Source organism: Reichenbachiella carrageenanivorans (assembly GCF_025639805.1).
Taxonomy (GTDB): Bacteria; Bacteroidota; Bacteroidia; order Cytophagales; family Cyclobacteriaceae; genus Reichenbachiella; species Reichenbachiella carrageenanivorans.
The window spans coordinates 945737-971185 of record NZ_CP106735.1 but is presented as its reverse complement, the minus strand read 5'-3'; the positions used below and the strand labels follow the sequence as shown (position 1 = coordinate 971185).

Annotated in this window: 24 protein-coding genes; 16 read left to right on the top strand and 8 right to left on the bottom strand. The window is 41.0% G+C overall.

The genetic code is table 11. The annotated features are described in order from the left end of the window. Positions 1-21: 21 nt before the first annotated feature. A complete protein-coding gene (locus N7E81_RS03830) occupies positions 22-756 on the bottom strand; it encodes a DUF547 domain-containing protein (RefSeq protein WP_263051958.1) in 735 nt (244 codons plus the stop codon). A gap of 138 nt (positions 757-894) precedes the next feature. Between N7E81_RS03830 and rpoN the strand changes: the two genes are divergently transcribed. Then, complete coding sequence (rpoN, locus tag N7E81_RS03825) at positions 895-2319, top strand: RNA polymerase factor sigma-54 (RefSeq protein WP_263051957.1); 1425 nt, start codon at positions 895-897, stop codon at positions 2317-2319. Further along, positions 2319-2927, top strand: a complete 609-nt coding sequence (locus tag N7E81_RS03820; RefSeq protein WP_263051956.1) for a phosphatase PAP2 family protein — start codon at positions 2319-2321, stop codon at positions 2925-2927. Before rpoN ends, N7E81_RS03820 begins: the two co-directional genes overlap by 1 nt. Here the strand turns inward: N7E81_RS03820 and N7E81_RS03815 are convergent. The 5 genes from N7E81_RS03815 to N7E81_RS03795 all read right to left on the bottom strand — a co-directional run bounded on the left by N7E81_RS03815 (position 2924) and on the right by N7E81_RS03795 (position 8796). After that, positions 2924-3652: a PorT family protein gene (locus N7E81_RS03815; protein ID WP_263051955.1), complete on the bottom strand. Its 729-nt coding sequence runs from the start codon at positions 3650-3652 to the stop codon at positions 2924-2926. The genes N7E81_RS03820 and N7E81_RS03815 overlap by 4 nt on opposite strands. 112 nt (positions 3653-3764) lie before the next feature. Further along, positions 3765-4481 (bottom strand): tyrosine-protein phosphatase, encoded by a 717-nt coding sequence (locus N7E81_RS03810; RefSeq protein WP_263051954.1) that lies wholly within the window; start codon positions 4479-4481, stop codon positions 3765-3767. A 28-nt stretch (positions 4482-4509) separates the two neighbouring features. After that, a complete protein-coding gene (locus N7E81_RS03805; RefSeq protein WP_263051953.1) occupies positions 4510-6840 on the bottom strand; it encodes a polysaccharide biosynthesis tyrosine autokinase in 2331 nt (776 codons plus the stop codon). A 3-nt stretch (positions 6841-6843) separates the two neighbouring features. Beyond that, positions 6844-7539: a polysaccharide biosynthesis/export family protein gene (locus N7E81_RS03800; RefSeq protein WP_263051952.1), complete on the bottom strand. Its 696-nt coding sequence runs from the start codon at positions 7537-7539 to the stop codon at positions 6844-6846. A gap of 135 nt (positions 7540-7674) precedes the next feature. Then, the gene (locus N7E81_RS03795; RefSeq protein ID WP_263051951.1) at positions 7675-8796 is read right to left on the bottom strand and encodes a glycosyltransferase family 4 protein; all 1122 of its coding nucleotides are present in this window, start codon (positions 8794-8796) and stop codon (positions 7675-7677) included. A gap of 145 nt (positions 8797-8941) precedes the next feature. Here N7E81_RS03795 and hflX point away from each other — a divergent pair, with 145 nt between their 5' ends. Next, entirely contained in the window at positions 8942-10111 is a 1170-nt protein-coding gene (hflX, locus tag N7E81_RS03790) for a GTPase HflX (RefSeq protein ID WP_263051950.1), read from the top strand. Here the strand turns inward: hflX and N7E81_RS03785 are convergent. After that, on the bottom strand, positions 10108-10689 hold the full coding sequence (locus N7E81_RS03785; RefSeq protein ID WP_263051949.1) for an FISUMP domain-containing protein: 582 nt from the start codon (positions 10687-10689) through the stop codon (positions 10108-10110). The two genes, hflX and N7E81_RS03785, sit on opposite strands and share 4 nt — an antisense overlap. Positions 10690-10916: 227 nt before the next feature. On the opposite strand from N7E81_RS03785, the gene N7E81_RS03780 reads away from it, so the two are divergent. The 9 genes from N7E81_RS03780 to rodA all read left to right on the top strand — a co-directional run bounded on the left by N7E81_RS03780 (position 10917) and on the right by rodA (position 20391). After that, positions 10917-11618 carry a hypothetical protein gene (locus N7E81_RS03780; RefSeq protein ID WP_263051948.1) on the top strand — a complete coding sequence of 234 codons (702 nt, stop codon included), beginning with the start codon at positions 10917-10919 and terminating at the stop codon, positions 11616-11618. Positions 11619-11628: 10 nt separating this feature from the next. Beyond that, positions 11629-12501: a geranylgeranylglycerol-phosphate geranylgeranyltransferase gene (locus tag N7E81_RS03775; RefSeq protein ID WP_263051947.1), complete on the top strand. Its 873-nt coding sequence runs from the start codon at positions 11629-11631 to the stop codon at positions 12499-12501. A gap of 6 nt (positions 12502-12507) precedes the next feature. Beyond that, positions 12508-13080, top strand: coding sequence for a phosphoribosylglycinamide formyltransferase (gene purN, locus N7E81_RS03770; RefSeq protein ID WP_263051946.1), 573 nt, complete (start codon positions 12508-12510; stop codon positions 13078-13080). Positions 13081-13164: 84 nt separating this feature from the next. Beyond that, the gene (purH, locus tag N7E81_RS03765) at positions 13165-14691 is read left to right on the top strand and encodes a bifunctional phosphoribosylaminoimidazolecarboxamide formyltransferase/IMP cyclohydrolase (RefSeq protein ID WP_263051945.1); all 1527 of its coding nucleotides are present in this window, start codon (positions 13165-13167) and stop codon (positions 14689-14691) included. Positions 14692-14795: 104 nt separating this feature from the next. After that, positions 14796-15824 (top strand): rod shape-determining protein, encoded by a 1029-nt coding sequence (locus N7E81_RS03760; protein ID WP_263051944.1) that lies wholly within the window; start codon positions 14796-14798, stop codon positions 15822-15824. Between the two features lie 6 nt (positions 15825-15830). Then, positions 15831-16652 (top strand): rod shape-determining protein MreC, encoded by an 822-nt coding sequence (mreC, locus tag N7E81_RS03755; protein WP_263051943.1) that lies wholly within the window; start codon positions 15831-15833, stop codon positions 16650-16652. After that, complete coding sequence (locus tag N7E81_RS03750; protein WP_263051942.1) at positions 16645-17160, top strand: Rod shape-determining protein MreD; 516 nt, start codon at positions 16645-16647, stop codon at positions 17158-17160. Before mreC ends, N7E81_RS03750 begins: the two co-directional genes overlap by 8 nt. 76 nt (positions 17161-17236) lie before the next feature. Continuing rightward, positions 17237-19123, top strand: a complete 1887-nt coding sequence (locus N7E81_RS03745; RefSeq protein WP_263051941.1) for a peptidoglycan D,D-transpeptidase FtsI family protein — start codon at positions 17237-17239, stop codon at positions 19121-19123. A 2-nt stretch (positions 19124-19125) separates the two neighbouring features. Then, positions 19126-20391, top strand: coding sequence for a rod shape-determining protein RodA (gene rodA / locus N7E81_RS03740; RefSeq protein WP_263051940.1), 1266 nt, complete (start codon positions 19126-19128; stop codon positions 20389-20391). Positions 20392-20422: 31 nt separating this feature from the next. On the opposite strand, the gene N7E81_RS03735 is transcribed toward rodA, so the two are convergent. After that, positions 20423-21553, bottom strand: a complete 1131-nt coding sequence (locus tag N7E81_RS03735) for a hypothetical protein (RefSeq protein WP_263051939.1) — start codon at positions 21551-21553, stop codon at positions 20423-20425. Between the two features lie 31 nt (positions 21554-21584). Between N7E81_RS03735 and N7E81_RS03730 the strand changes: the two genes are divergently transcribed. The 4 genes from N7E81_RS03730 to recO are packed head-to-tail and all read left to right on the top strand — an operon-like array spanning position 21585 to position 25423. Then, the gene (locus N7E81_RS03730) at positions 21585-21908 is read left to right on the top strand and encodes a (2Fe-2S)-binding protein (RefSeq protein ID WP_263051938.1); all 324 of its coding nucleotides are present in this window, start codon (positions 21585-21587) and stop codon (positions 21906-21908) included. Between the two features lie 5 nt (positions 21909-21913). Continuing rightward, a complete protein-coding gene (locus N7E81_RS03725; protein WP_263051937.1) occupies positions 21914-22516 on the top strand; it encodes a thymidine kinase in 603 nt (200 codons plus the stop codon). Further along, positions 22485-24731, top strand: coding sequence for a type IX secretion system anionic LPS delivery protein PorZ (gene porZ, locus N7E81_RS03720; protein WP_263051936.1), 2247 nt, complete (start codon positions 22485-22487; stop codon positions 24729-24731). Before N7E81_RS03725 ends, porZ begins: the two co-directional genes overlap by 32 nt. Further along, a complete protein-coding gene (gene recO, locus N7E81_RS03715; protein WP_263051935.1) occupies positions 24731-25423 on the top strand; it encodes a DNA repair protein RecO in 693 nt (230 codons plus the stop codon). The genes porZ and recO overlap by 1 nt, the downstream gene beginning before the upstream one ends. The last annotated feature ends 26 nt before the right edge of the window (positions 25424-25449 follow it).

The window sequence follows — 25449 nt, the reverse complement described above, 5'->3', positions numbered from 1 at the left end:
AAACCATGGTTTGCCTATTTCTTACTTTTGTTCATTCAACCCCCAGTCATAATCCATGAAAGAAGTTTTGGTCTTTTGGTTGATCTTAGTTGAAGAATATTGATTGAGGAAATCTACCAATGTGCCGTTTTTGCGAAAGTCGCCTCCATACCAGCTAAATAGCTTGGAGAGTTCTAGACGATCATTACTTATTTTATTTTTATTGAGATTGGCTAAAAAGGCTTTGGTTTGAGCTGTGAGTTGCGCATCTAGTTTAGTGGCGTCATAAGCTTCATTTAGTAATTTGGGACAAGATTTAGCGGCGCAAACCAGAGCAAAGTGAATTCTAGGCTCTTCAAAATGTTTTCGGATGATGCCATGTTCTATATCATTAAGCGACAGCTCTTTCCCATCTTCTATTTCAAAACATTCGATGTCCCAAGGAGTATTTATATAAGGGATTTGAATGGCCGAACCAATATCCTTGATACTTTTGATGGGATAATATTTTAAAATCAGTTGTATAGTCAGTGCATTATACACATTGATCCAATATGTCAGTTTTTCGTCATTGTTCCAGTCGCTGGTTGGTGGTTCTATCATCATGGATACCAAATAGTCGTTGAGCGCTACTTCGTCGGCTTTGAAGGCTTTGTAGTTCACTCCGCCCTGTGCGTCTACATATTTTTTGAGCAAGGAGTCAAAGTCCTTATGCGTAGGCTGAGCCTGCAAGAGTAGGGGGCTGAAGGCTATCAGTGCAACAATGAGATTTTTCATAGGAATAATTTAGATGATATAGGCTGAACAAACCATAGAATGAGAAAATTCCGTTGATCAAATTAATAATAAGAAAGCGTTTCTTTTTGGTAAAAAGAATAAATTTGAACGTATACATCTAGTGTAAAATCATAGCCAATGCAAAATCTTAGTTTAATCCAGACATTAGGCCAGAAGCTGTCTCCACAGCAGATTCAGTTTATTAAGCTGCTTCAGGTGCCCACGGTAGAGCTGGAAGCCAGGATCAAGGAGGAAATGGAGATCAATCCTGCGCTGGAAGAGGGCAAGGAAGAGCAGGTCGATGAACAGACCGAAGAGGTAGAAGAAGCCAGTGAAGAGCTCGACATAGACGATTATCTCAACGAAGACGATTATGCTGGGTATAAAATGCAAGGCGATGGCAATGGGCAAGAAGAAGAACGGGAGATGCCTATCTCATCAGGATCTTCTCTTCAGGAGCAATTGATCATGCAATTGGGATTTGAAAAGCTAGACGAAAGACAAACACAGATCGGGATACAACTGATCGGAAGTATAGAAGCAGATGGTTATATCCGTAGAGATTTGGAAGCCATCATGAATGATTTGGCATTTTCTCAAAATGTAGAAACTACAGAAGAGGAGCTCGAAGAGATCTTGTATAGAATTCAGACTTTTGACCCTCCAGGCATAGCTGCTAGAAATCTAAAAGAATGCTTACTCATTCAACTCGAAAAACGAGACGATCATTCGGAAGAGAGTGTGTTGGCACAAAAAATAGTGTCGAGCTGTTTCGAAGAATTTACTAAAAAACATTACGATAAGATTCTGAAAAAACTAGGAGTCGATGATGACCAGCTCAAATGTGCGGTACAGCTGATTACCAAACTCAACCCCAAGCCAGGAGGAGTCACCGATGGACTGGTGAAAACCCAGTACCTGATGCCTGATTTTATTTTGACGAATACAGATGGCAAGTTGGACTTGACTCTGAATGCTAGAAATGCACCTGAGTTGAGGATCAGTCGATCTTATGCGGATATGTTTCAGAGCTATCACAAAAGCGACAAGAAAGACAAGAAATTGAAGGAGACAGTTTCCTTTGTGAAACAAAAACTGGACTCGGCTAAGTGGTTTATCGATGCTATTCGTCAGCGACAGAATACACTACTCAATACCATGAATGCCATCATCAAGTATCAGTATGATTTCTTTTTGGATGGAGATGAAAGCAAGCTCAGGCCGATGATATTGAAAGACATTGCTGAAATTATCAGTATGGATATTTCCACCGTTTCGCGTGTGGCCAATAGCAAATCGATCCAGACGGAATTTGGTATATATCCATTGAAATATTTCTTTTCTGAAGGGATTGCGACAGATTCTGGAGAGGATGTGAGTAGCCGAGAGGTAAAGCAAAAGCTGAAAAATCATATCGAAGCGGAGGACAAGTCCAAACCGTTGTCGGACGACAAGCTAGAGAAACTATTGAAGGCTGATGGCTACAACATCGCCCGCAGAACCGTGGCTAAATACAGAGAGCAGCTCAATCTGCCTGTGGCCCGATTGAGAAAAGAGTTGTAGTGAGAGAAAAGACGAGTTCTATTATTTCCTACCTTTTTCATCCGCTGCTGATGCCGTCGATGACTTTTTTGATTATTTACTGGCAGCTACCTGAGTTGATCAAGCCGCTTACTTTAGTGACATTACCTTTTCTTTTTATTACCACTTTTATCATCCCTATTCTGAGTGTGGCGATGCTCAAATTTTCAGGTTCTGTCACCAATTTTAAGCTGGACAAGCAAGAAGAGCGCGTGATGCCATTTTCGTTTGTCACGGTTTTTTATGGGCTGACAACCTATCTATTTGTTTTCAAAATTCAGGTCAACGAAGTCTTTGCGCTATTGCTGATCGCTACGACGTTACTTGTGTCTGTACTTACGCTCATTACCGTGTGGTATAAGGTGAGCATTCATTCGGCTGGCATTAGTGGAGTGGTGGGTTTTTTTCTCGCCTTTGGTATGCGGTTTCCCGATAGTGCGGTACTGTACCCATTGCTTGTGCTGCTAGTTGTAGCAGGTTTGGTCATGAGCGCCAGACTAAAACTCAATGCGCATACGCCTAAAGAAGTATTAGTCGGTATGCTGATCGGCTTGACGATTTGTTTTGGTACGTTGTACGGGTTTGCTTAGAGGCCCGTTAGTGAGATGCCAATAGTGGAATAGAGCATGTTTTCAGATCCAATAGGGCCGTCGCTTGAAAAAACATTCGTGAAATATGTTTTATAAAAAACACTAAAGCTTCTGTAGCCTAGTCGGCCATAAGCACCGAGTCTGATATTATTCAATCCAAAGTTGTTTTTCTGCTTGTCTTTCATTTTGTTGCCAAACTCGTCCGTGTATTTGATTTTGGTATGGGATTCGAATCTATAAGCTGCCGAGCCTCCTATGGCTAAAAATATACCGTCTTTTTTCTCGTTTCCGTTGAGGTTGAACCGAACTTCAATAGGCATTTCAATATAATTGACAGCCAGTTGATTTTTCTTTAATCCTCCACCCAATACAGTAGAAAACCCTAGTGTGTCAGCGCCATTAGAATCTTCGCCGTAAGAGAATACGTCCATGTTTTCGGCATGACCGAATTTTTCCAGGCTGACCCCTATTCCTGGGCGCAATTCTAATTTTTTAGAGAATTCGAATGACTTGACAAAGTACAGCCCTAGTGATTTAGACCTCCACCAATGGTAGGGCATGCTAGAGGGATTGTTAGACGAAGAATTGAATCCAAAATCTACCATGATTTGACCAGGCAATTCAGGCGTTTTTTTCTTTACTTCTTCCGTTAATTGTGCTTTTGCAAAGTGACCAGCGGTCAGGAGTAGACAAGCAAAAAGGGCAAAAATAATTTTCTTCATCATGTATCTGTCGAGCAGCATTAGCATTCTAAATTTTGGACTGGCAAAGATAGATTAATTTTCAAATTAAAGCCGTTGAGCTTCAATTATCTACGCTTCGCTTTGACCACCTGACTTATAATGAGGAATTGAGTAGTGGCAGTTGCCTGCACCTTTGGAATAATTTGGTTTTAATGGTTTTTTGTAGCTGTGCCAAGTGCTTGAGGTTGTGTATGTCGGATGCCAAAAAATGAACTTGACCTGCTTCGATCAGTACTTTGGCTAGCTTCTGTGCTTCTTTGGAGTAATAGCCCGATAGTGCACTTATGTTGATTTGCATCAACAGTCCGCTGTCAGCCCATACTTTGGCGAGGTTGTGGTCTTGCTGTAAGTATGTGTATCGCTCAGGGTGAGCCAATATAGGCTTTAGCCCTTTAGCCTTCAGTTTGAAAACCACATCGTCGATAAATACGGGTTTGTTCATAAATGGCGTCTCGATCAGAATATGACCACCTCCGAAGGTTAGTAGTTCTTTCCCTTTGTCAATGGCTTCGATAAAGTGCTCATCTATGAAGTATTCCGCCCCTGGTTCAACTGTGAGATCGAGGCCTTTTTCTGAGACGAGTTTGTTGAGTTTGGTTACACCTTCGCGAATGATTTCAGGTGTATTGGGGTAATAATCGTGTATGATGTGAGGTGTTGTAATTATTTTTTTATACCCTATTTGGTGTAGGGTAGTTAGTATGTTCAGCGCCTCGTCCCAACTTTTCACACCATCGTCTATTCCAGGTATCAGGTGAGAGTGAAGGTCGACGTCCAGAAAATTAGATTTCGGTTTTAGCCAATGAAACAAAACAGTAAATTTTTAGATGAGGGGTGTATTATTCTTCATAGTAGCCATATCCATACCCGTAGCCGTAAGAGCCTTTGCTGGTGTTTACACCATTTAGTATGACAGATAGGTGATCAAACTTGTTGTTTGAAATCAAATTATGAACGGATTTCAAATAAGATCGTTTGGAATAATCCGCACGAACCACATAGATAGGCAAGTCTGCTTTTTTCATTACCAGTATACCATCAGTGACTAGCCCCACAGGCGGTGAGTCTAAGAAGATCACATCATATGTTTTTTTCAGATTTTCCAAAAACTCATCAAACTTCGGGCTTAGCAAAAGTTCAGACGGGTTTGGTGGCATAGGGCCAGCCGAAATAAAGTGAAGATTTTCGAGTTCTGATTCTTTAATACACTCTTCAATTTTATTTTTTCCAATGAGTATGGTACTCATTCCTTTTTGCAAATCATTAGACTCGAAAGCAAGATGCACCTTGGGTTTTCTCATATCTAAATCTACAATTACGACTTTTTGGCCAGCATAGGCAAACACCCCGCCGAGGTTTACCGCAATGAATGTCTTGCCTTCACCACTCACTGTAGACGTTACGGAGATCAGTTGATTTTGACCATTGGTGGCCATAAATTCCATGTTGGTTCGGATAGAGCGTAGGGATTCGCTGATTGCTGATTTTGGGTTGTTCGTTACGATCAGTTTCGAGTGGTCTAGCTTTTCTTGTTTGTAGTTAGGGATGAGCCCGAGAATTGGTGCGTGTAGAATTTTCTCAAGTTCTTTCTGACTTGTTATTTTGTCGTGGAGAAGGAATTGAATGGCCAAAAAGAAGGCGCTCAGCAAGAGCCCTACTACTAGCCCTAAGGCATAGATCATTAATTTTTTTGGGTGAATGGGTGTGCTAGCTACTGCAGCTGGAGATAAAATCACAAAGTTGGTCACCGTTCCAGCTCGTGCGATTTCAAGTTCTATTTTGCTTTGGATCAGAGAGAAGTAAAATTCTTCTTGTAGTGTATAGAGTCGTCTGTTTTTATTGTAGGAGGTGCCCATAGATGGCAGTTCAATAAAATTTTCTTCTAGGAGTGCTCTTTTTTTATTGACCTCTTCGAGATCTTGAATCAAGTTGGTTTTGTAGGAGAGCAGCCTTGAGCTTGCTGAGCGCTTGGCGATTTCAATTTGTTGATCCAGTCTTTTAATGACTTGTGTGTTTTCATTGTATGAATTGAGCTTGAGGTCACGTTCGTTCACTAGTAGATTATAATCATTGACCATAGAAGCGATTGATTCTGGCATTTTAAAAACACTGACTGGATCGTCATTTCTAAAATTTTCGTTGACCAAGTCTACTTCTACTAGGTGATCTCTCATTTTGTAACGTTGAGAATCTAGTGCATTCAGAAGCGCTATTGTTTTTGTGAGGTCGCTAGATAGGTCTGTGGTTCTGTTTTTAATGGTGAATTTTTCAAAATAATCTTCGTATTCTACGAGTTCTTTTGAGGTTTTCGCCATCTGAGTTTCCAGAAATTTGATTTTCTGTTCTACGGCTTGATTTTTAGCATTTTTACTAAAAGCCAAATAAATGGTATCTATAGCTTGGAGCAAATTTCGAGCTTTCACCTGATTGAAGTCTGAGAGGGATATTTTAATGGTATTGGCATTAAAATTTACTGGCTCTACTGTGACGTGGGATTCTAGGAAGTCGATCACCGCGGACTTGCTGTTGATCACAAAGTAGAAATCTATCAAGTCTTTTTGATCATCGAAGTAGCTGGTTTTATTGATGATGAAAGTAAATCCAGTACTTGTGATAGATGTGCCAAATTGGTGCTTTCCTCCAATACGACCACCCAAATAAGTACAGGAGAGATAAAACTCATTGTCATTTAGAATCTCAATATTAAAAGCTTTGTCTAGCAGGCTTTGGTTTTGGAGTTCATAAGTCACTTCAAAAGGGGAGTTTCCATAGCGTTCGTCTACTAAGTGGCTTCTTCCAGGGTGAAAGTATGAAATGTCCATATTGATGACATCAGCTACCTGACTGAAAAATAATCGAGACCTTAGTATTTCTATTTCACCTGCAAGGCCTTTGATGTCTTGTTCAAGTGGATTTTGTAGCCCCAGTAGATTAGCGTCATTTTTAATGTCAAGCTTGAGTGTAGACTCAGCACTATATATTGGTTTGGTATAGCGGAGATACAAAAACACCAATGACATGACGATAAGCATGATCGCCAATACCCATGGCCAGCTAGAGACAAATACTTGTCTGATTTTTTCAAAATCTAAACTTTCAAATGCACTGTCTGAGTCATTCATTTGATGACCTTGAGAATCTTGAGGTATGTGTACGTTTCTTGGATTCAAGGATTATAAATTTTGCAGTACTAAAACTAGCGCAAGTGTGCTGCTAAGTAAACTTAGGATAGGAGTAATGTCTTTGGTCGCATCAAAGAATGGTCGTTTCCAGGGTTCTATATATATGATGTCTCCTGGCTCTATGTCTAGCATGGATTGTTTCATGCCTGAGACAGTGGATAGATTGATCTGATACACTTCTGGGTCAGATAAGTTGCCTCGGATTACTTTGATGTTTTGGGCTTTGGAGTTTATATCTAAACCACCAGCCATAGCGAGTACTTCTACTAACGACACATTTTCATTTGTCAGAGGAATGATTTGTCCGCCAGCTACAGTGGCACCTAGGACGACCACGCGCTTGTTGGCAAATTGTAATTTTACAAAGGACTGTTTGTAAAAATCATCATACTTCTTCTGAAGTATAGACTCCGCTTGGTCGAGCGTGAGGCTGTCTATTTTGACCTGACCTACGATGGGAAATTTTACTGTACCGTCGGTTTTTACTAAATATTGAAAGGTAGGTTTGCCTTGCATTCTTTGCATTCCTTCTTGCAATTCGTTGTTAGGATCTACAATTCTTTCGCCATCATTGGTGAAAACATCGAGGGAAAGCAAGTCGTTCACTTGGATCACATAGTTTCTTTCGGCATGGTTGATCGCAGAAGACAAATCTTGCTCGGTGAAGTCATTATTCAATTTGAACATGACGTCTTGCTTGTAAGCCTTGCAGCTAGATAGTAAGACGATAATTATAACAGGAAAAATAAGAGAGTAAAACCTTTTCACTACGACTTGTTTTGGGACAATTCCATTCAAACGGTAATATAAAACAGAACGGATTTATTCAGATGATAATTGATTTATAATATTGGAAGCATGCTTTAAATATTGGCAAACTACTATTTGTTCATCGAATTTATCCTCTATTAGTTGCCGACCATTGCGTCCCCAAATTTCGAGTTCATGATGACTCATTGCTCCAATTTTTTCCATTTTTTTGTGTAAATCTTCTGCGCTTTTTACTTCACATAATAGGCCAGTTTGTCCATTGATTACTACCTCTCTACAGCCAGGGACATCTGTAGTGATTACAGGGCGGCCACACGCGGCGGCTTCTAGCATGGTCCGTGGCGTACCTTCTCTATACGAAGGCAGTACAACACAAGTAGCTTTTTCTAAGAAAAGCTTCACATCTTCGGTTTCTCCTAGGTATTCAATGACACCAGCTTGTACGGCCTCTTCGATAGTCGTGGCAGGTATGCCTCTGGCATGGTCTGGGTCTAGCTTGCCTAATAGTTGAAACTTGGCCAGCGGGTGTTTTTTTAGTGTCATTTTAGCAGCTTCAATATATTCATTGACGCCTTTGTCGATAATGAGCCTTGCCACCATGAGAAATACGGGTGCTGAAACTTCCGGTAGAGGATAGGGCTGGAAGGAGGATAGGTTGATGCCCGAGCCAGGAACCAGTTCGGTGGGTAATTGTGGTAAAGAGATTTCCGTAAGAAAAGTTTCTCGGTCGTCTGCGTTTTGAAAAAAAACGAGATGAGCGTGTGAAAAAGCCCAACGGTAGAGTTTTTTGGCTACGGTAGAGGCCAGTCCGTTAGAAAGGAAAACGGTACCAAGCCCACTGACATTGTTGATTACGGGTATGCCAAGTACATGTGCGGCAAGCGTGCCATAGATATTGGGTTTGATAGTGAAATGAAATATGATAGTAGGGCGATGTATACGATATACTTTTTTTAACTGTCGATAAAGTTGATAATCGTGCCATGGATTCGATCCTGTATTTTCCATCTGAATAGGCACGAATGTGCAGCCATTTTCCTCTAATTTATCCGAAAAATCGTCTTTGGGTGCTATAGCGACTACCTCGTGACCAGCATCGAGTAATGCTCGAATCAAACCCAGCCGAAAATTGTAAATATTCCAAGAAGTATTGAGGGTAATAGCGACTTTCATTTAGTGCGGAGCTGCTCGGTCATGTTTTTTTTAAGAGGTCAAATATATTTACCTCTCAGTTCATACTTGATGCTAGATCGACGAATATTTGGATTTACTGGATGGATATCCTAATAATTGAACAATTTTGCAAAAATCTGATGGAATGGGAGATTATTACGAAACCAAGAAGGAAATAGAGAAAGCCGTACTCGTTGCGGTTTCTCCAAAAAGACAATCGGACGAGAAGACCGAAGAGTATCTGGATGAGCTGGAATTTCTAGCCGAAACTTTGGGTATTGAAACCAAAAAGTCTTTTGTGCAAAAACTCGACAAACCCGATATCAGAAGTTTTGTGGGAAAGGGCAAACTGGAGGAGATCATCACTTATGTGAAAGATCAAGAGATTGATGTCGTCATCTTTGATGATGACCTTACACCTTCTCAGTTGCGAAACTTAGAGCGAGATTTAGAAGTCAAAATCTACGACAGGAGTTTGCTGATACTTGATATTTTTCTAAAGCGAGCACAGACCTCTCAAGCCAAAACTCAAGTGGAACTTGCTAGGTATCAATACCTGATGCCAAGGCTAACCAGAATGTGGACTCACCTTGAGCGGCAACGTGGAGGAACAGGAACTCGTGGAGGAGCAGGAGAGAAAGAAATCGAAACGGACAGACGAATGATTCGAGATCAAATCTCTGTGTTGAAAAAGAAATTAGAAAAAATTGATAGACAAGGGGAAACTAGAAGGAAAGCTCGGGCCAATGTGGTGCGAGTGGCTCTGGTCGGTTATACCAATGTAGGTAAGTCTACCATTATGAATTTGCTATCTAAGGGCGATATCTATGCCAAAGACGAACTATTTGCTACGGTAGACTCTACTGTTCGTAAGGTCGTCATTAATACCGTCCCGTTTTTGCTTTCTGATACTGTTGGTTTTATCAGGAAACTGCCTCACAATTTGATTGAATCATTCAAATCTACGCTGGACGAAGTTCGTGAAGCGGATGTCTTGCTACATGTAGTAGACATCTCCCACGCCTCTTTTGAGGAACAAATGCAGGTCGTTAACGATACTTTGGAAGAATTAGGTGCTGCGGATAAGGAAATGATTGTGGTCTATAATAAAATAGACCAACTGACCTCACCAGATGAAGGCGAAGAGTTTGATTTTGTGGCTGGTATCGACACTACTGCGAAGAATAAGACGAATATATTTATATCTGCCGTTGAAAAAACCAATGCAGCAGAATTTAGAAAGGTGATTTTTGAGAAAGTCAAAAATCACCATATGAAAATATATCCTAATTATTTAGCACCAGAGTACTATTAGTAATCCTTTACACAGCGACAGCTGTTCATGTTTCGAGCGCTGATCACATCATGTGCTACTTCGTCGTAGTCAGCATAGAGAGAGATAAGGCCAGCGGTTTTTTTATCGCCAAGCTCGGCATCCCATAGGTGAGCGGTTTTTCCTATATCACTGAATTGTCCTTCCACATTTGAAAAGCCTCCCATCAATATATTCAAATTGCTGATTCCGCCTTCTTTCAACTCTTTTGCAGCGGTCTTATAGCCACCATAGTTGAGCATCAGCTCTTGCCATTCGAGTTCAGTAGATAAGTGCCATCCTTCTGGACAAGCGGTTTTGGCATCTACCCAATTGTAGAGCCGCCCGAATTTTCCACAGTAAGCAGGATAGTTTTTATAACAAACAGATCCTTCAGATGCGAAGTTCAAATTTTCAGCCATCCATTCTCTTTCGATAAAAATGCCACCTTCTAGCTCAATTTTAAGCAAAGCGGTTTTGTAAACGTTTCCATCTCGAGAATCAGTCATAGACCCCATTTCTTGGGCTACAGCGCAGAATGAAAATGAAAAAATGGTAAGTAAAGTAAAGATTAATTTCATGTTCGATTTATTAAGGTTTAATCGAGGGTTCACTATTAAACATTCAAAATAGTATAATAATTAGCTATTTGCACCAAAAGTATTAAAATTCTATGAGTTGACCTCATTTTGCAAATCTTAAACATTGTGTTAAATTTAACAAATATCATGTCAAAAGACATATATAAGCAAAGAAGGGAATTATGTGTAATTTAATTTTAAAGTTAATTTGAGTAAATCCTATTGAAATGACACAGAGGAATATTTCTTCTTACAAACCAGTAATCTACGTTCTGGCCATACTTTTTTGCATATTCATTATTCACGTTGCGGAAAAAATCCAGCAGCAGCATCATGAGGAAGAAATCAGAAAATACGACGAGGCCAGTAATAAAAAATTAAGACAGAAGGTCAAAAAGGCCAAATCTTTACAAGAAGCAGCTAAAATGGAAAAGCCCGATACTTTGGTTCGTGTCAGTGAAGCCAGTGTTGATACCGTAGCGGCAATAAAACTTACACCTGAGAAGTCTACAGAAGAAAGTGATGCCGCATACTTCCAGCAACTAATCCAGCAGTATGAAAAGCAAAGAACGGGAGATACCCAAGCTCGTACTGATGTGGTGATTAGATATTACAAAAAAAATAAAGATGGTGATCGTGTATACAAGTTGAGAAACTTGGGCTTTTATATACATGAGCGACATGTGGAAGCTGATTATGATGGATATGCTTCGAATGCCATTTTTTATGGAGATTCGGTAAGCAGAGAAGATCTTATGGTGATTGCCTATGATTTAATAGCAAGTGGGATCAAACTTCAAAGCATTACCTTGTCCAAGTACCATGATGCCTGGAAGGCACATTCAGTAGAGATTGGAACGGATGTGACAGCATTGGATGAGCAACCATTCACGGCGTCAACCCTTAGAGAAAAGTGGCAGGATTTGTAACTTTGTAAGTATGCAAAGTAGGTCCCATATTCAGTTGTTAGTAGATGCACTAAGGCTGAGCCGGTTCAACAATCTTATTATTATTTTCATTACCCAATATGCAGGGTCTATATTTCTTTTAAATCATAATGAGCCAGCTTGGTATGTGCTGGGCGATTTCCGTTTTTTTGTATTGGTATTGAGCACTGTTATTATAGCGGCTGCTGGTTATTACATCAATGATTATTACGACATCAAAATAGACTTGATCAATAAGCCTAGCAAAGTCATTGTGGGACATACCATTAAGCGGCGACCAGTTATGATTGCACACACCACGCTCAATGCGATCGGCATTCTATTAGGTTCGATGGTATCGCTGTGGATTGGATTTGTCCATTTGGTTTGTGCTTTTTTATTGTGGTGGTATTCTAATCAACTCAAGAGATTGCCTTTTGTGGGCAATTTTGTAGTGGCGGCACTTACAGCAACTACACTTCTGGTCTTATTGGTTTATTACCATTCGGTGGATTTACTTACTATGGTTTATGCCTTATTCGCTTTTGGCATCACCCTCATTAGGGAAATCATTAAAGACATAGAGGATGTGGAGGGAGATGCTAGCTATGGGGGGCTTACGCTTCCGGTATGGCTAGGTATCCGAAGAACAAAATGGATTTTATTTATTCTTATCATACCATTTGTCTCCAGTCTGGTGGTCTTTTTACTGAGGGTGCAGAACCAATACCTTCTTTATTATTTCGGTTTACTAGCTGTGCCTTTTCTGCATTTTCTTTACCGGTTCGCCTATGCGGATACTAAAAAACATTTTAGCTACCTCAGTAGGTATTGCAAATGGCTTATCATTGCAGGTATCTTTAGTATGGCGATTTTAAAACTGTAGCGCATCATGAAAAGACTAGCAATATTTGCCTCAGGTAGTGGCTCCAATGCCGAACAGATTACCAATCATTTTCATAACCAAGGGTTGGATGTCTGTGTGGAGCTGATCATGACAAACAAGCCAGATGCCTATGTTTTAGCCCGCGCCAAAAAACTAGGGGTAGAGTCCCAAGTTTTCAATAGAGATACTTTTTATCATTCTAATGATGTAATAGCATTGCTGCAAGACCGAAAAATTGATTTGGTTGTATTAGCAGGCTTTCTTTGGCTGGTACCTCAGGCTTTGATTTCCGCTTTTCCAGATAGGATCATCAACATTCACCCAGCCTTGCTGCCCAAGTATGGGGGCAAAGGCATGTATGGCTCCAATGTGCACAAAGCAGTGGTGGCCAATAAAGAAACCGAATCAGGAATCACGATTCATTTGGTAGATGAGATCTATGATAATGGCACTATTCTTCGTCAAGAAAAATGTGAGGTGTCTTCTGCCGACACGGCCGAACAAGTGGCTCAAAAGATACATCGATTGGAATATGAATATTTCCCCCTCACTATAGAAGAATACTTAGCTAAAATTTGAGTCATAAGCACAAAACTTTAGCGTATTTTTCATCTTGTGCTAAATAAATAAGTAGTTTTGCCCCTTATTTTTTAAAAGGGGAAAATGGGATCAAAAAAAATTAAGTCAGCACTTATTTCTGTCTTTCATAAAGACAATTTAGACAATATTGTAAAAGTATTAGCCGCCAACGATGTAACGATCTATTCTACTGGCGGAACACAAAAATTTATTGAAGATTTAGACATCGCTGTCACGCCTGTAGAGGATCTGACCGCCTATCCTTCGATCTTCTCTGGCCGAGTCAAAACCCTACATCCAAAAATATTCGGTGGTATCCTCAACCGAAGAGACAATACGAGCGACCAAGAAGAAAAGGCGGCTCACGATATTCCCGATATCGATTTGGTGATTGTAGACTTGTACCCATTCGAGGCTACTGTAGCTTCTGGTGCGAGCGAAGCAGACATTATTGAAAAGATAGACATTGGAGGTATTTCACTCATTAGAGGAGCTGCTAAAAATTTTAATGACGTACTGATCGTATCTTCTATGGAGCAATACGAAGAAGTACTCGGTATGCTAGATTCACAAGATTGTGAGACCTCACTAGAGCAACGTAAGTCATTTGCCTGCAAGGCTTTTGACATTTCATCACATTATGATTCTGCTATTTTTAATTATTTCAATAGAGAGCAGGATGAGCCGTCATTCAAACAAAGTGTAAGACAGGCACAGTCACTCAGATATGGTGAAAACCCTCATCAAAACGGTAGCTTTTATGGCGATTTGAATGAATTATTTGAGCAGCTCAATGGCAAGGAGTTGTCTTACAACAATTTGGTAGACGTAGACGCAGCTGTTTCCCTAATTAGAGAGTTTGAAGGAGAGATAGCATTTGCCATTATCAAGCACACCAATGCCTGTGGGGTAGCCAAAGGTACAGATGTAAAAGAGGCTTATTTGAAAGCCTTGTCTTCCGACAATGTATCCGCATTTGGAGGTGTATTGATTACGAATAGCCCAGTGGATTTGGCAGCAGCCGAAGAGATCAACAAGTTGTTTTGCGAGGTGCTGATTGCGCCTAGTTATGACGATGAAGCACTCAAGCTTTTGCAGTCTAAAAAGAATCGAGTGATCTTGAAAATAAAAGACTTGGCTCCTAACCCTGTACAGTTCAAATCTTTGCTCAATGGTGTGATTGTGCAAGATGCAGATTTGAAAACAGATGTAAAAGAAGACCTGACTACAGTCACAAAGAAAGCCCCTACAGCAGCGCAAATCGAAGCGATGCTATTGGCTTCAAAAATATGTAAACATACCAAGTCTAATACCATCGTATTTAGCAACAATGACATGATGCTTTCGAGTGGCACGGGACAAACCAGCCGAGTAGATGCGCTCAACCAAGCGATCGAAAAAGCAGCCAGTTTCGGAATGGACTTAAAGGGTGCAGTAATGGCATCAGATGCTTTTTTTCCATTCCCTGATTGTGTAGAGATTGCTCATAAAGCAGGTATTGCTGCAGTGATTCAACCAGGCGGATCAATCAAAGATCAATTGTCTATTGATTATTGTGATGAGGTGGATATGGCAATGGTTATGACAGGGACTCGTCATTTCAAACACTAAGTTTTCAATTCGGAAATATCAATCGATATTAGAGTTGATTACCTGATTATTTGTGAGTAATTTGTGATCTTTTGATCACCAAAAATATTTGAGTAAACGGAGTTATGGGAATATTTGATTTTTTCTCGAGTGATATTGCGATCGATTTGGGTACGGCAAATACCCTGATCATCAGTAAGGGTGAGGTCGTCGTAGACGAACCTTCTATTATTGCCATAGATAAGGCGAAAAATAAAGTGTTGGCGATTGGGGCTGAAGCCATGCAAATGCATGAAAAAACCCACGAGAGCATCAAAACTATTCGCCCACTCAAAGATGGTGTTATTGCCGATTTTCAAGCTGCCGAATCTATGATTCGAGGCATGATCAAAATGATCGACAAAGACAAGAGAAGGCTATTCCCAGCTTCTCATCGAATGATCATTTGTATCCCTTCGGGAATCACAGAAGTAGAAAAAAGAGCCGTTCGAGATTCAGCAGAGCATGCTGGAGCCAAAGAAGTATTTATGATTCACGAGCCTATCGCAGCAGCGATTGGTATCGGTATCGATATCGAGCGACCAGATGGTAGCATGATTGTCGATATAGGAGGTGGTACCACAGAGATCGCAGTCATTGCTTTGTCGGGAATCGTGTGTGATCAGTCTATTCGAGTAGCAGGAGATGCTTTCAACAAAGATATTCTCGACTATATGAGAAGACAGCACAATTTGTTGATCGGAGAGCGTACGGCAGAGAAAGTGAAGATTCAAGTAGGCTCAGCACTCACCGAGCTAGACGATGGCCCAGAGGATTTCGATATCCGAGGTAGAGATTTAATGACGGGTATTCCTAAGGTGATCAAATTATCTTATTCAGAAGTAGCTTTTGCGATTGATAAATCAGTTTCTAAAATTGAAGAAGCGGTACTCAAAGCACTAGAGATAGCACCACCAGAATTGTCCGCAGATATTTATGACAATGGCATTTATTTGACTGGTGGAGGGGCCTTGCTCAGAGGCCTCGACAAAAGATTGGGGATGAAAACCAAATTGCCAATTCACATTGCCGAAGATCCATTGAAGGCGGTAGTTCGAGGTACAGGAAAAGCATTGAAGGAATTGGAGCGTTACCGTGCCGTATTAATGCAGTAAGTTAAAATGGAAAGACTCTTCCAGTTTCTATATAAGTATAGGACTTTCATTCTGTTAGTCGTGCTGGAAGGAATCTGTTTTTGGATCATAGTCCAATCTAATAGCTATCAAGGGGCCAAATATTATACAACTTCCAATCAATTTGTTGCGAGTATCAATGCAGCCTCAGATCAGGTAGGAGATTTTATCCATTTACCTGACCAAAACAAGCAATTAGCAGAAGAAAATGCCCGGCTCAGGCAGCGCTTATTGTTGCTCTCGGATTCGATGTATATGACCAAGTTTTTGTTAGATTCTAGTCACTTGGGTATCGAAGCCAAAGTCATCGACAATTCCCTTTTCTTAAGAAACAACTACCTCACGATCAACAAAGGAGCTGAACAAGGGGTAAGAAAGGGCATGGGAGTAGTAGGATCGGATGGGGTAGTGGGTCAGGTCATGCATACATCAAAAAATTATGCAACGGTGATTTCTGTTTTGCATGGCAAATCCATGATCTCTGCTCATCACCGACCCACACGTACGCTGTGTTCTGTCGTGTGGAAAGGAGAAAACCCATTGTATGCAGATTTAGAATATTTGCCAAGACACATTCCTATCATGGTGGGGGATTCGGTCAGTACATCAGGGTATAATTCTACTTATCCTGAAGACCAAATGATAGGCATAGTGAGTGAAGTTCATTTAGATGACGACGCTACTTTTTATCGCGCCAAAATTAAGCTTTCAACCAATTTTTACACTATCGATCATGTGTATATGCTAGACTTGGTGGGACAGGAAGAGATAGATTCTTTAAACGTGAAAATCGATCAGCAGTATGAATAGATTCAACGTTTTCGGAGGATTGATTAGAGCTATTTTGCTCATTTTGACACAAGTGATTTTGTTTAAAAACCTAGTGCTATTCGATAGTGCATTCTGTTTTGCTTATATATTGGTACTGCTTATGATTCCTATGGATACCAATGGGGTCGTACAGCTCTTAGTAGGTTTTGCTGTGGGTATGATAGTGGATTCATTTTACAATACGCTTGGAATACATGCAGCAGCCAGTGTGCTGCTAGTCTATGTGAGAATCTATTGGTCACAGGTCATGACACCTAGTGGAGGATATGACTCAGGCCCGAAAATCAACGTAAGAACACAGGGATTGGTGTGGTTTCTGACTTATGCATACCCATTGATTCTAATACATGCCTTGCTTTTATTTTTTGTAGAAGCTGCAGGATTCAACCTTTTTTGGCAAACCCTGACCAAAGCTTTCTATAGCTCTATTTTCACACTTATTGTTGTGTTGATTATTCAGTATTTATTTTATAAGAAGATGAAATAGGCTCATGCCAATGGTTGATGTGTTTTGAACATAGGGAGAATAGCCAACTCCTACAGACAGGAATATTTTTTAATAAATGAATGAAGACAGAAAATATATAATCAGGATAGCGATCGTTTTGGTGGCGGTCATCTTCTTGATTAAACTATTTTCAATTCAGGTATTGGACGACAACTACAAAGCTGCCGCCGAAAGCAACATTATTCAAACAGTAACAGAGTATCCCTATCGGGGATTGATCTTTGATAGAAATGGGAAGCTGCTCGTATATAATGAGCCGATTTATGATCTAGATGCTGTACCCAAAGAATTGTACATCAAGGATACCATGGTGCTAAGCAACATGCTCGGCGTGACGTATGAAGAACTGGTCACTAACCTGAATAAAGCTAGAAGATATTCTTCAATTCAGCCTACTACGATAGTGAAGCAGCTGCCCAATCAGGTTTTTGCACAGGTGCAAGATCAGTTGGTTGAGTACGACGGTATCTACCCCAAAGCCAGAACCATCCGCGGATATCAGTACCCAAGCCTAGCCAATGCTTTTGGCTATATAGGTGAAGTGAGCAAGCACCAGCTAGACCGCGACACGACCAATTATTACAAAAGTGGTGACTATATGGGGATCAATGGGCTGGAGTCTTCTTACGAAAGGTTTCTTAGAGGTAAGCGTGGCGTCAAATACAAGATGGTAAATGTGCGTCGTGTGGAAAAGGGCTCATTTAAGGACGGGGAGCTAGATACACTAGCTGTGCCAGGAGAAAACCTGACCTTGAGTATAGATATAGACCTACAGACCTATGCCGAAAAATTAATGAAAGGAAAGATAGGTAGTGTGGTGGCTATAGAGCCTTCTACAGGAGAGATATTGGCCTTTGTGTCTGCGCCTACCTACAATCCTGCTGACCTTGCTGGGCGAAAATTCAGTGAAAACTTTAAAAAACTATCTACTGATAGTTTAAAGCCACTATTCAATCGTCCACTTATGGCGATGTATCCTCCAGGCTCGATATTCAAAATTGTACAAGGACTGATTGCTTTAGAGGAAGGAGTGGTAGGAGCCTATGATCAAGTGTATTGTGATGGTTCGTTGATTGGAGATCATGCGCCCCCAGGATTTTATGATATGCGAAGGGGCATTATGCTATCTTCCAACAATTATTTCGTTAAAATATTTAGAATGATAATCAATCAGTACCCAGAGTTGAGCCAATTTGAGCAGGCTCCTTTAGGCTTGGCTAATTGGAGAGAACAGGTGGGTCGTTTTGGCTTAGGTCAGACCTTGGGTGTAGACATCCCTAACGAGAAGTCTGGTTTTATGCCTGACCCTGGTTATTACAATCGTGCCTATGGCACGGGCCGCTGGAAAGTGTCTAATTTGGCTTCGTTGAGTATTGGACAGGGAGAGATTTTGATGAACCCCATTCAGATGACTAATCTAGCAGCTATCATGGCCAATCGAGGGTACTATTATCGACCACATATGGTCAAGGCTATTGGAGAATCTAATTACCTTCTGCCAGAGTACAGGGAGAGAATCGAGACGGGCATCAGTGCGGAGCATTTTCCTGTGATCATTCAAGGGATGGCAGACGCACTAGGAGGCACGGCATCCAGAGCGATTATTTCTGATATAGAAATTTGTGGAAAAACAGGTACAGTAGAGAACCCTCATGGAGAAGATCATTCTGTTTTTATGGCATTTGCGCCGAAGGATGATCCTAAAATTGCCATCTCAGTATTTGTAGAAAATGCAGGGTGGGGAGGTAGAGCAGCAGCTTCTACAGCTAGTTTGCTTATCGAAACTTACTTAAAAGGAAAACAAACTCGACAATGGCTGGAAGACTATGTTTTGGCAGGAGACTTTCGTGATCATAAGAGGAAAGCAGTAGACGTCCCTGCACCTGCTTTGGTCGATTCAGTGGGTACGGATAATCAGATACTCGAAACGGAAACCGAATAAGAATGAGAGGAGAGAGTATATTAGATCGAGTGGATTGGGTCACGATTAGTTTATACCTGGCGATGGTTTTGCTGGGCTGGTCTAGTATATATGCCGCTATTTTCGATGAAGAAAATGCTGCCAGCCTTTTTTCATTGGCTTACAATCCAGGCAAACAATTGGTTTGGATAGGAACAGCCATGGTCATGATCATTGGGGTGATGAGTTTAGATTTCAAATTCTACGACTATTCGGCCTATTTCATTTATGGAGCAGTGATCCTTTTGCTCATAGCCGTGCTTACTACGGGTACTGTGGTGGCGGGGTCAAAATCATGGTTTCAGATTGGTAGTTTCAGATTACAGCCTGCAGAGTTTGCCAAATTTGCCACAGCATTGGCATTAGCCAAATACTTGGGCGATGTACATGTGAAATTTGAAAACCCTAAAACGCAGCTAATCGCCTTGGCGATATTAGGAGGGCCTATGTTACTTATTCTTTTACAGGGAGACGCAGGGTCGGCTATGGTATTTGGATCATTTCTCATTGTATTGTTTAGAGAGGGTATGTCCCCTATTTATTTCATACTTGGGTTCGCGTTTGTGCTCTTGTTTATACTGACGCTGCTTGTCAGCAAAACGGTCTTATTTATCGCTACTACTGTGATTTGTGTAATTATGATTGGCGTATCTTTTAAGCAGCCCAAGCGAATATTGGCTACAGTGGTACTCGGTGCCATGGTGTTTGCTACGGTGGTCAGTGTGGACTTTTTGATGACCAGTGTGCTTAAGCCTCACCAGCGCAGTAGATTGATCTCATTGGTAAACCCTGATGCTGATCCGCTCGGTGCTGGATGGAATGTAACGCAGTCTAAGATCGCAATTGGTTCGGGAGGTTTCTTTGGCAAAGGTTTTTTGCAAGGCACGCAGACCAAGTTTGATTTTGTGCCTGAGCAGAGCACGGATTTTATCTTTTGTACGATTGGAGAGGAGCAGGGCTGGTTTGGCAGTTTGGTGTTGATTGCATTATTTGTGACACTTTTGATTAGAATCTCAATTATTGCCGAAAGGCAAAAATCTAAGTTTGCACGAATTTATGCCTATGGTGTTTTGAGTGTATTCTTTTTTCACTTTGCAGTGAATATCGCGATGACGATTGGTTTCTTTCCTGTGATAGGAATACCACTACCATTTTTTAGCTATGGAGGATCATCTTTGTGGTCTTTCACAATTTTACTGTTCATCCTGATCAAATTGGACTCTCACCGCATGCAGATACTTATGCGATAGTAGCAGCCGTATTTTTTTGGAAAATTTCAGACTATCGGAATCGTTTGAAAATTACTTTGAGAAGCTCCTTTACTTCGTCGGAATTCATATCCCAATCGTGTTTTTTGGCATAGTTTTGCACGAGAAGTTCTACCGAAGAATCGAAAGAATCACAGTGTTCCACCTCATCCATAGCTATTTCATAGTCCTGATCATCACCATCAAAAAGATCATTTACAAACATATATCGTTGATTAATGTTGATGTTGTTTTTGAGATTAGAGAGCGATTGGGTTTCTAGTACTGCGGCTACCGTTTTCTCCTTTTCTTTTTCTTCGTATCTCTGGTTTAGCGTTCGGATGTCTTCCTTGTACTGTTCATTTACGTTTGTCGACAGGCCATCTTCTTCCTCATCGACCTCTTCTTCTTGTAAGTCTGCGATGGGTTCGAACTCATCGTTGATTTCTTTTGAGGAGGAAGTATCTGCGGGAGGAGTAGCAACTTTTGGTTCGTCCATGCTAAGTACTTCTTCGAGTTCATCGAGAGGTTCTGGCATGGGCAGCTCATCTACAGCTACTTGTTTCTCTAATATCTCTAGAGCAAGTGTTCGCTCGAATAGTGCCACGTTTTCGGCAAGCTCCGTTTCGTATCCCGTGTAGTCCGATGCGGCTGCCTCGATGGTTTGTTTGGTGCCTGTGTTTTTTCCAAGTTTGATCAGCAAATCGTCAAACAAGGCCTTGTGGAGTTTGATATATTTGCTGTTGGATTTGAGCTCCTGTGCTTTGTCCAATGCATCAGAGTCCATTAATACTTGAGTGTAATACCCTGCTGGGTCATAAAGCAATTGCAAGGTATTGGTCACGGCTTTTTCTAGCAAAGGTTGAAAGTCTTCTTTAGTAATCAGAATATTTTTGGACAAGGTGTTGATCAAGGTTTTGAGCGCTTGATTTACATCGTCATTTTCATAATCAAAATAGGGACTTTTGAACTTCTGTATTTCGCCCTGCCACTCATCAAACAATTCTTTCAATACAAAGAAGTTGACCTGCTTTACAGGGGAGAGAGAGATAATTTGCTGACCTGTAATTCCGTCGTTTTGGCTAAAAAATGCTGAGATAATTTTGGCTGAATAAGACTGGCTGTAGGTGATTGTGGCTTCTTGATTTAATTTGCTACCGTGCATAATATTTGCTTCTTTTGCTAAGTTAAAGAATATGCCGAAAATCGTTATACAAAACCTTCACAACAAGGAGATTTTCATCAAAAACGAAAATAAAAATCTTTTAGATATAATACACGAAAATTATATCGATTGGATGCATGCTTGTGGAGGAAAAGGTAGATGTACTACCTGTAAAGTCCAAGTGCTAGAAGGGATGGAAAATTTCTCGGAAGTATCTCCAGCAGAATTGAAATTCCGTGGGATGAACCGATTGCAAAGCAACGAAAGACTATCTTGCCAATGTCAAGTCTCAGGAGATGTAGTGGTGAGAGTGGCTCCAGAAAATAAGTTTAATCATATCCAATATTCTGACTGAATCGAATGTTTGTAGAGCCACGAATTGATAGTTTTAGAGCAGATCGCAGAAGTGCAGGATGGATCGAGGTGGTCTGTGGCTCTATGTTTTCAGGCAAAACAGAAGAGCTCATTCGTAGGCTCAATCGAGCACTGATTGCCAAACAAAAAGTAGAAATATTCAAACCCGCCATAGATACGCGCTATCACGATACAGATGTAGTATCACATAATGAGACTTCGATTCGCTCTACTCCAGTCCAGTTTGCTAACGATATTTTGCTCCTCTCAGGAGATAGTGATGTGGTGGGCATAGATGAAGCACAGTTTTTTGATAAGGAGCTCGTAAAAGTAGCCCGTATCCTAGCCAATAAAGGCAAGCGAGTGATTCTGGCAGGCTTAGACATGGATTTTCAAGGGGAGCCATTCGGCCCCATGCCAGGTTTGATGGGCATTGCAGAGTTTGTGACTAAGGTGCATGCGATCTGTATGAAATGTGGCGGGGTGGCTTCTTACTCTTATCGATTGACCACATCAGACAAAAAAGTACTCTTAGGAGAGCAGGAGGCCTACGAAGCTCGGTGTCGTCATTGTTTTTATGAAGATTTTAAAGGAGATCATGCAGGCTAAAGTCTCATTCATCATATTGCTTTTTATTGGTACAAGCCTCCATGGGCAGGAGTTGATTCCTATGGATACTTGGCGGTCACACTTCAACTATGAACAAACCTCCTTGGTAGAAAAGACGGAGGCGAACGTGTTTGCCGCCACTTCACATGGACTCATGTATTTCGATACAGAAGATCAGAGCATTAATAAATTATCTAAAGTAGATGGCTTGAGTGATGTGGGAATTACAGCATTGGCGTACTATGCAGATCAAGCTTATTTGGCTATAGGCTATCAAAATGGGAATGTAGACATGATCACCTCTGAAGGAATTCAAAACCTTCCTATTTTACTGAATAGCGATTTGACTGAAAATAAAACGATCAATCACATTTCGTTTTATAATGCCAATATGAATTTGTCGACCGATTTTGGTGTGCTGGTACTTACTGCGGACAACCAAGTGGTAGAAGCGTATCAAAACCTTGGTGAAAACGGAGAAGTCATAGCCGTACGTAGTTCGGCGATATGGAATGAGGTAATGTATCTCGCAACCGAAACTGGTACTATAGCTGGCGGATTGAATACGAGCAACAATCTACAAGATTTTAATAACTGGGAGCGGTACAAAACAAGCGCAGTCTATGGGTTGGACATGGTGTCAGTCGCTGTCGCTAATGATCGTATCTATTCGGCTGCAGCTGACGCACTCTATAAACTTGAAGCAAATACTTGGACGGAAGTGCCAACTACATTGCAAGCGGGGGAGCAGATTATAAAACTGAGATCAGGAGTAGATGGTTTGCTTGTGCTGACAAATCAGCACGCATGGATGGTGAGTGATACGGATGTTTTTTCCTCGATCAACTTGCCTTCTGAGGCTATTGCCAATGATATGATGCAAGACGACACAGCTACTTTTTGGTATGCAGATGGTGCTGAGGGACTTTCAAGGTTGTCGGGTAGTTCGGTGGATCACATCATCTTAGATGGGCCACTAAATGATATTTCAAAACTAAAAATAACAGGGGGTAAGGTATATGCATTCCCTGTTTTGGCTATAGATTATACACAGCCTGTTTCCAACCAACTGGGATATTCGTTTTTTGAGGAGGGAGAATGGCAGACGGTGATGCCTGTCGATCTTTTAGGCTTTACCAACATATCGGACGTACTTATAGTAGATGACCAGACTTATACAACATCATTTGGTCAAGGTATTCTGAATTTACCGAAAGGTGAAAAGACAGATTATACCAATAGCGCATTGGAAGAAAACGAAAATGGAACGGGAAACACCTTAGTTTCAGCTATGGCTCTCGATCGTTCACAAAATATATGGGTGGCTAATTTTAGTGCGAATTCCTTGATCCAATGGGACGGAGCTTCTGTTTGGGAAGCGTATGATTTTGGCACGGTGTCTTCTGAGGAGCCCGTGTCTTTGGCGATCCATTCATTGGGTCAAGTATGGATGAGACTAGGTTTGCAGGATGGAAGAGGCGTATTGGCTTACGATATCGAATCGGCGACTCATCGTTATGTGACTGCTACTGCTACTAGTTTGCCTTCCAATGATGTGAATGATCTTGCTTTTGGGCAAGGTGGGGAAGTTTGGTTGGCTACGGACAAGGGAGTGGCTTACTTTCCATTTGCTTATGGCATTGTCGAAGACCAAACGATCGACGTTTCTTTGCCAGTTTATGAAGGCGGTATTTTGTTTGAGGACAAACAAGTGTATGCTTTGGCAATAGATGGGGGTAACCGTATTTGGATGGGTACGCAGGATGGGTTGTGGCTATTTGAAGAAAATGCTGGCAGTTTGGTTGCACATTTCACCGTAGAAAATAGTCCTTTGCCTTCCAATCAGGTGATTGATTTGGCTTTGGATGCAGAGACGGGAGAATTATTTATTGCTACAGATCAGGGAGTAGTTTCTTATCGGGCTAATGCTACGTCGGGATCTTCTACACATCAGCAGGTTAAAATATATCCTAATCCAGTATTGCCCAATTTTGAGGGATGGGTAGGTTTTTCTGGGTTGGTCACCAATGCGAGATTGAAAATCACGACCATCTCGGGTCAGTTGGTACGCGAGGTCAATGCGGCTGGAGGTGGGGCTTCATGGGATGTTAGGGACTTTTCGGGTCGTCGAGTCAGTACGGGTGTATACTTGGTGTTTAGCGCAAGTAAAGATGGCAGTGAGACATTCGTAGGAAAAATAGCTGTCATTGACTGATGCTACACAAGACCAGAGGTATCGTCTTGAATTATATCAAATATCGAGAGACCTCGATTATTGCCAGAATATACACCGAAAGTTTTGGCATTCAATCTTACATTATCAACAGTGTGCGGAGTCAACGTTCCAAAAAAGGTTTGGCTCTTTTGCAGCCACTTACGGTATTGGATATGGTGGTTTATTTCAAAAATCAAAAATCAGATGGCTTGCAGAGAATTTCGGAATACAAGCCTGCACATAGTTTCACTTCTATTCCGTTTGATGTAAAGAAATCAGCTATGGCCTTGTTTGTAACCGAGCTATTAACCAAGGTGTTAAAAGAAGAAGATGACCGAGGGCAAGTCTTTGAATTTCTGTTTCAATTTATCTTGATGCTAGATCAAAAAAGGGACGGATATGAAAGTCTACACCTTTACTTGATGGTACAGCTTACTCATTATATAGGCTTTGGGGTTCATCATAAAAAAGAACTCCAAAACGATGGGCTATTGCATGAAGTATCGACCAGTTATGAAGAAATATATGAGGCAGTTTTAACTATGAATGCCAACCATCTTTCGGATGTCGTTGAAATGAACAATCTATTGAGGAGAGATGTTCTGAATTACCTTATAGAATATTACAAATTGCATGTCATAGGCTTTAAAGAACTCAAGTCTTTGGACGTTTTGGCTCAAATATTTCGATAGGCACTCACTCGTTCACAAAAGAATCT

What these genes read in the sequence shown, in the direction of transcription:
- N7E81_RS03830 (WP_263051958.1), bottom strand. Translation starts at nt 756, where the DNA reads ATGAAAAATCTCATTGTTGCACTGATAGCCTTCAGCCCCCTACTCTTG.
- N7E81_RS03785 (WP_263051949.1), bottom strand. Translation starts at nt 10,689, where the DNA reads ATGAAATTAATCTTTACTTTACTTACCATTTTTTCATTTTCATTCTGC.
- porZ (WP_263051936.1), top strand. Translation starts at nt 22,485, where the DNA reads ATGAAGATTTTAAAGGAGATCATGCAGGCTAAAGTCTCATTCATCATA.
- N7E81_RS03735 (WP_263051939.1), bottom strand. Translation starts at nt 21,553, where the DNA reads ATGCACGGTAGCAAATTAAATCAAGAAGCCACAATCACCTACAGCCAG.
- N7E81_RS03725 (WP_263051937.1), top strand. Translation starts at nt 21,914, where the DNA reads ATGTTTGTAGAGCCACGAATTGATAGTTTTAGAGCAGATCGCAGAAGT.
- recO (WP_263051935.1), top strand. Translation starts at nt 24,731, where the DNA reads ATGCTACACAAGACCAGAGGTATCGTCTTGAATTATATCAAATATCGA.
- N7E81_RS03750 (WP_263051942.1), top strand. Translation starts at nt 16,645, where the DNA reads ATGAATAGATTCAACGTTTTCGGAGGATTGATTAGAGCTATTTTGCTC.
- purN (WP_263051946.1), top strand. Translation starts at nt 12,508, where the DNA reads ATGAAAAGACTAGCAATATTTGCCTCAGGTAGTGGCTCCAATGCCGAA.
- rodA (WP_263051940.1), top strand. Translation starts at nt 19,126, where the DNA reads ATGAGAGGAGAGAGTATATTAGATCGAGTGGATTGGGTCACGATTAGT.
- N7E81_RS03775 (WP_263051947.1), top strand. Translation starts at nt 11,629, where the DNA reads ATGCAAAGTAGGTCCCATATTCAGTTGTTAGTAGATGCACTAAGGCTG.
- N7E81_RS03780 (WP_263051948.1), top strand. Translation starts at nt 10,917, where the DNA reads ATGACACAGAGGAATATTTCTTCTTACAAACCAGTAATCTACGTTCTG.
- N7E81_RS03800 (WP_263051952.1), bottom strand. Translation starts at nt 7,539, where the DNA reads ATGTTCAAATTGAATAATGACTTCACCGAGCAAGATTTGTCTTCTGCG.
- N7E81_RS03730 (WP_263051938.1), top strand. Translation starts at nt 21,585, where the DNA reads ATGCCGAAAATCGTTATACAAAACCTTCACAACAAGGAGATTTTCATC.
- N7E81_RS03745 (WP_263051941.1), top strand. Translation starts at nt 17,237, where the DNA reads ATGAATGAAGACAGAAAATATATAATCAGGATAGCGATCGTTTTGGTG.
- hflX (WP_263051950.1), top strand. Translation starts at nt 8,942, where the DNA reads ATGGGAGATTATTACGAAACCAAGAAGGAAATAGAGAAAGCCGTACTC.
- N7E81_RS03760 (WP_263051944.1), top strand. Translation starts at nt 14,796, where the DNA reads ATGGGAATATTTGATTTTTTCTCGAGTGATATTGCGATCGATTTGGGT.
- purH (WP_263051945.1), top strand. Translation starts at nt 13,165, where the DNA reads ATGGGATCAAAAAAAATTAAGTCAGCACTTATTTCTGTCTTTCATAAA.
- N7E81_RS03815 (WP_263051955.1), bottom strand. Translation starts at nt 3,652, where the DNA reads ATGATGAAGAAAATTATTTTTGCCCTTTTTGCTTGTCTACTCCTGACC.
- N7E81_RS03795 (WP_263051951.1), bottom strand. Translation starts at nt 8,796, where the DNA reads ATGAAAGTCGCTATTACCCTCAATACTTCTTGGAATATTTACAATTTT.
- rpoN (WP_263051957.1), top strand. Translation starts at nt 895, where the DNA reads ATGCAAAATCTTAGTTTAATCCAGACATTAGGCCAGAAGCTGTCTCCA.
- mreC (WP_263051943.1), top strand. Translation starts at nt 15,831, where the DNA reads ATGGAAAGACTCTTCCAGTTTCTATATAAGTATAGGACTTTCATTCTG.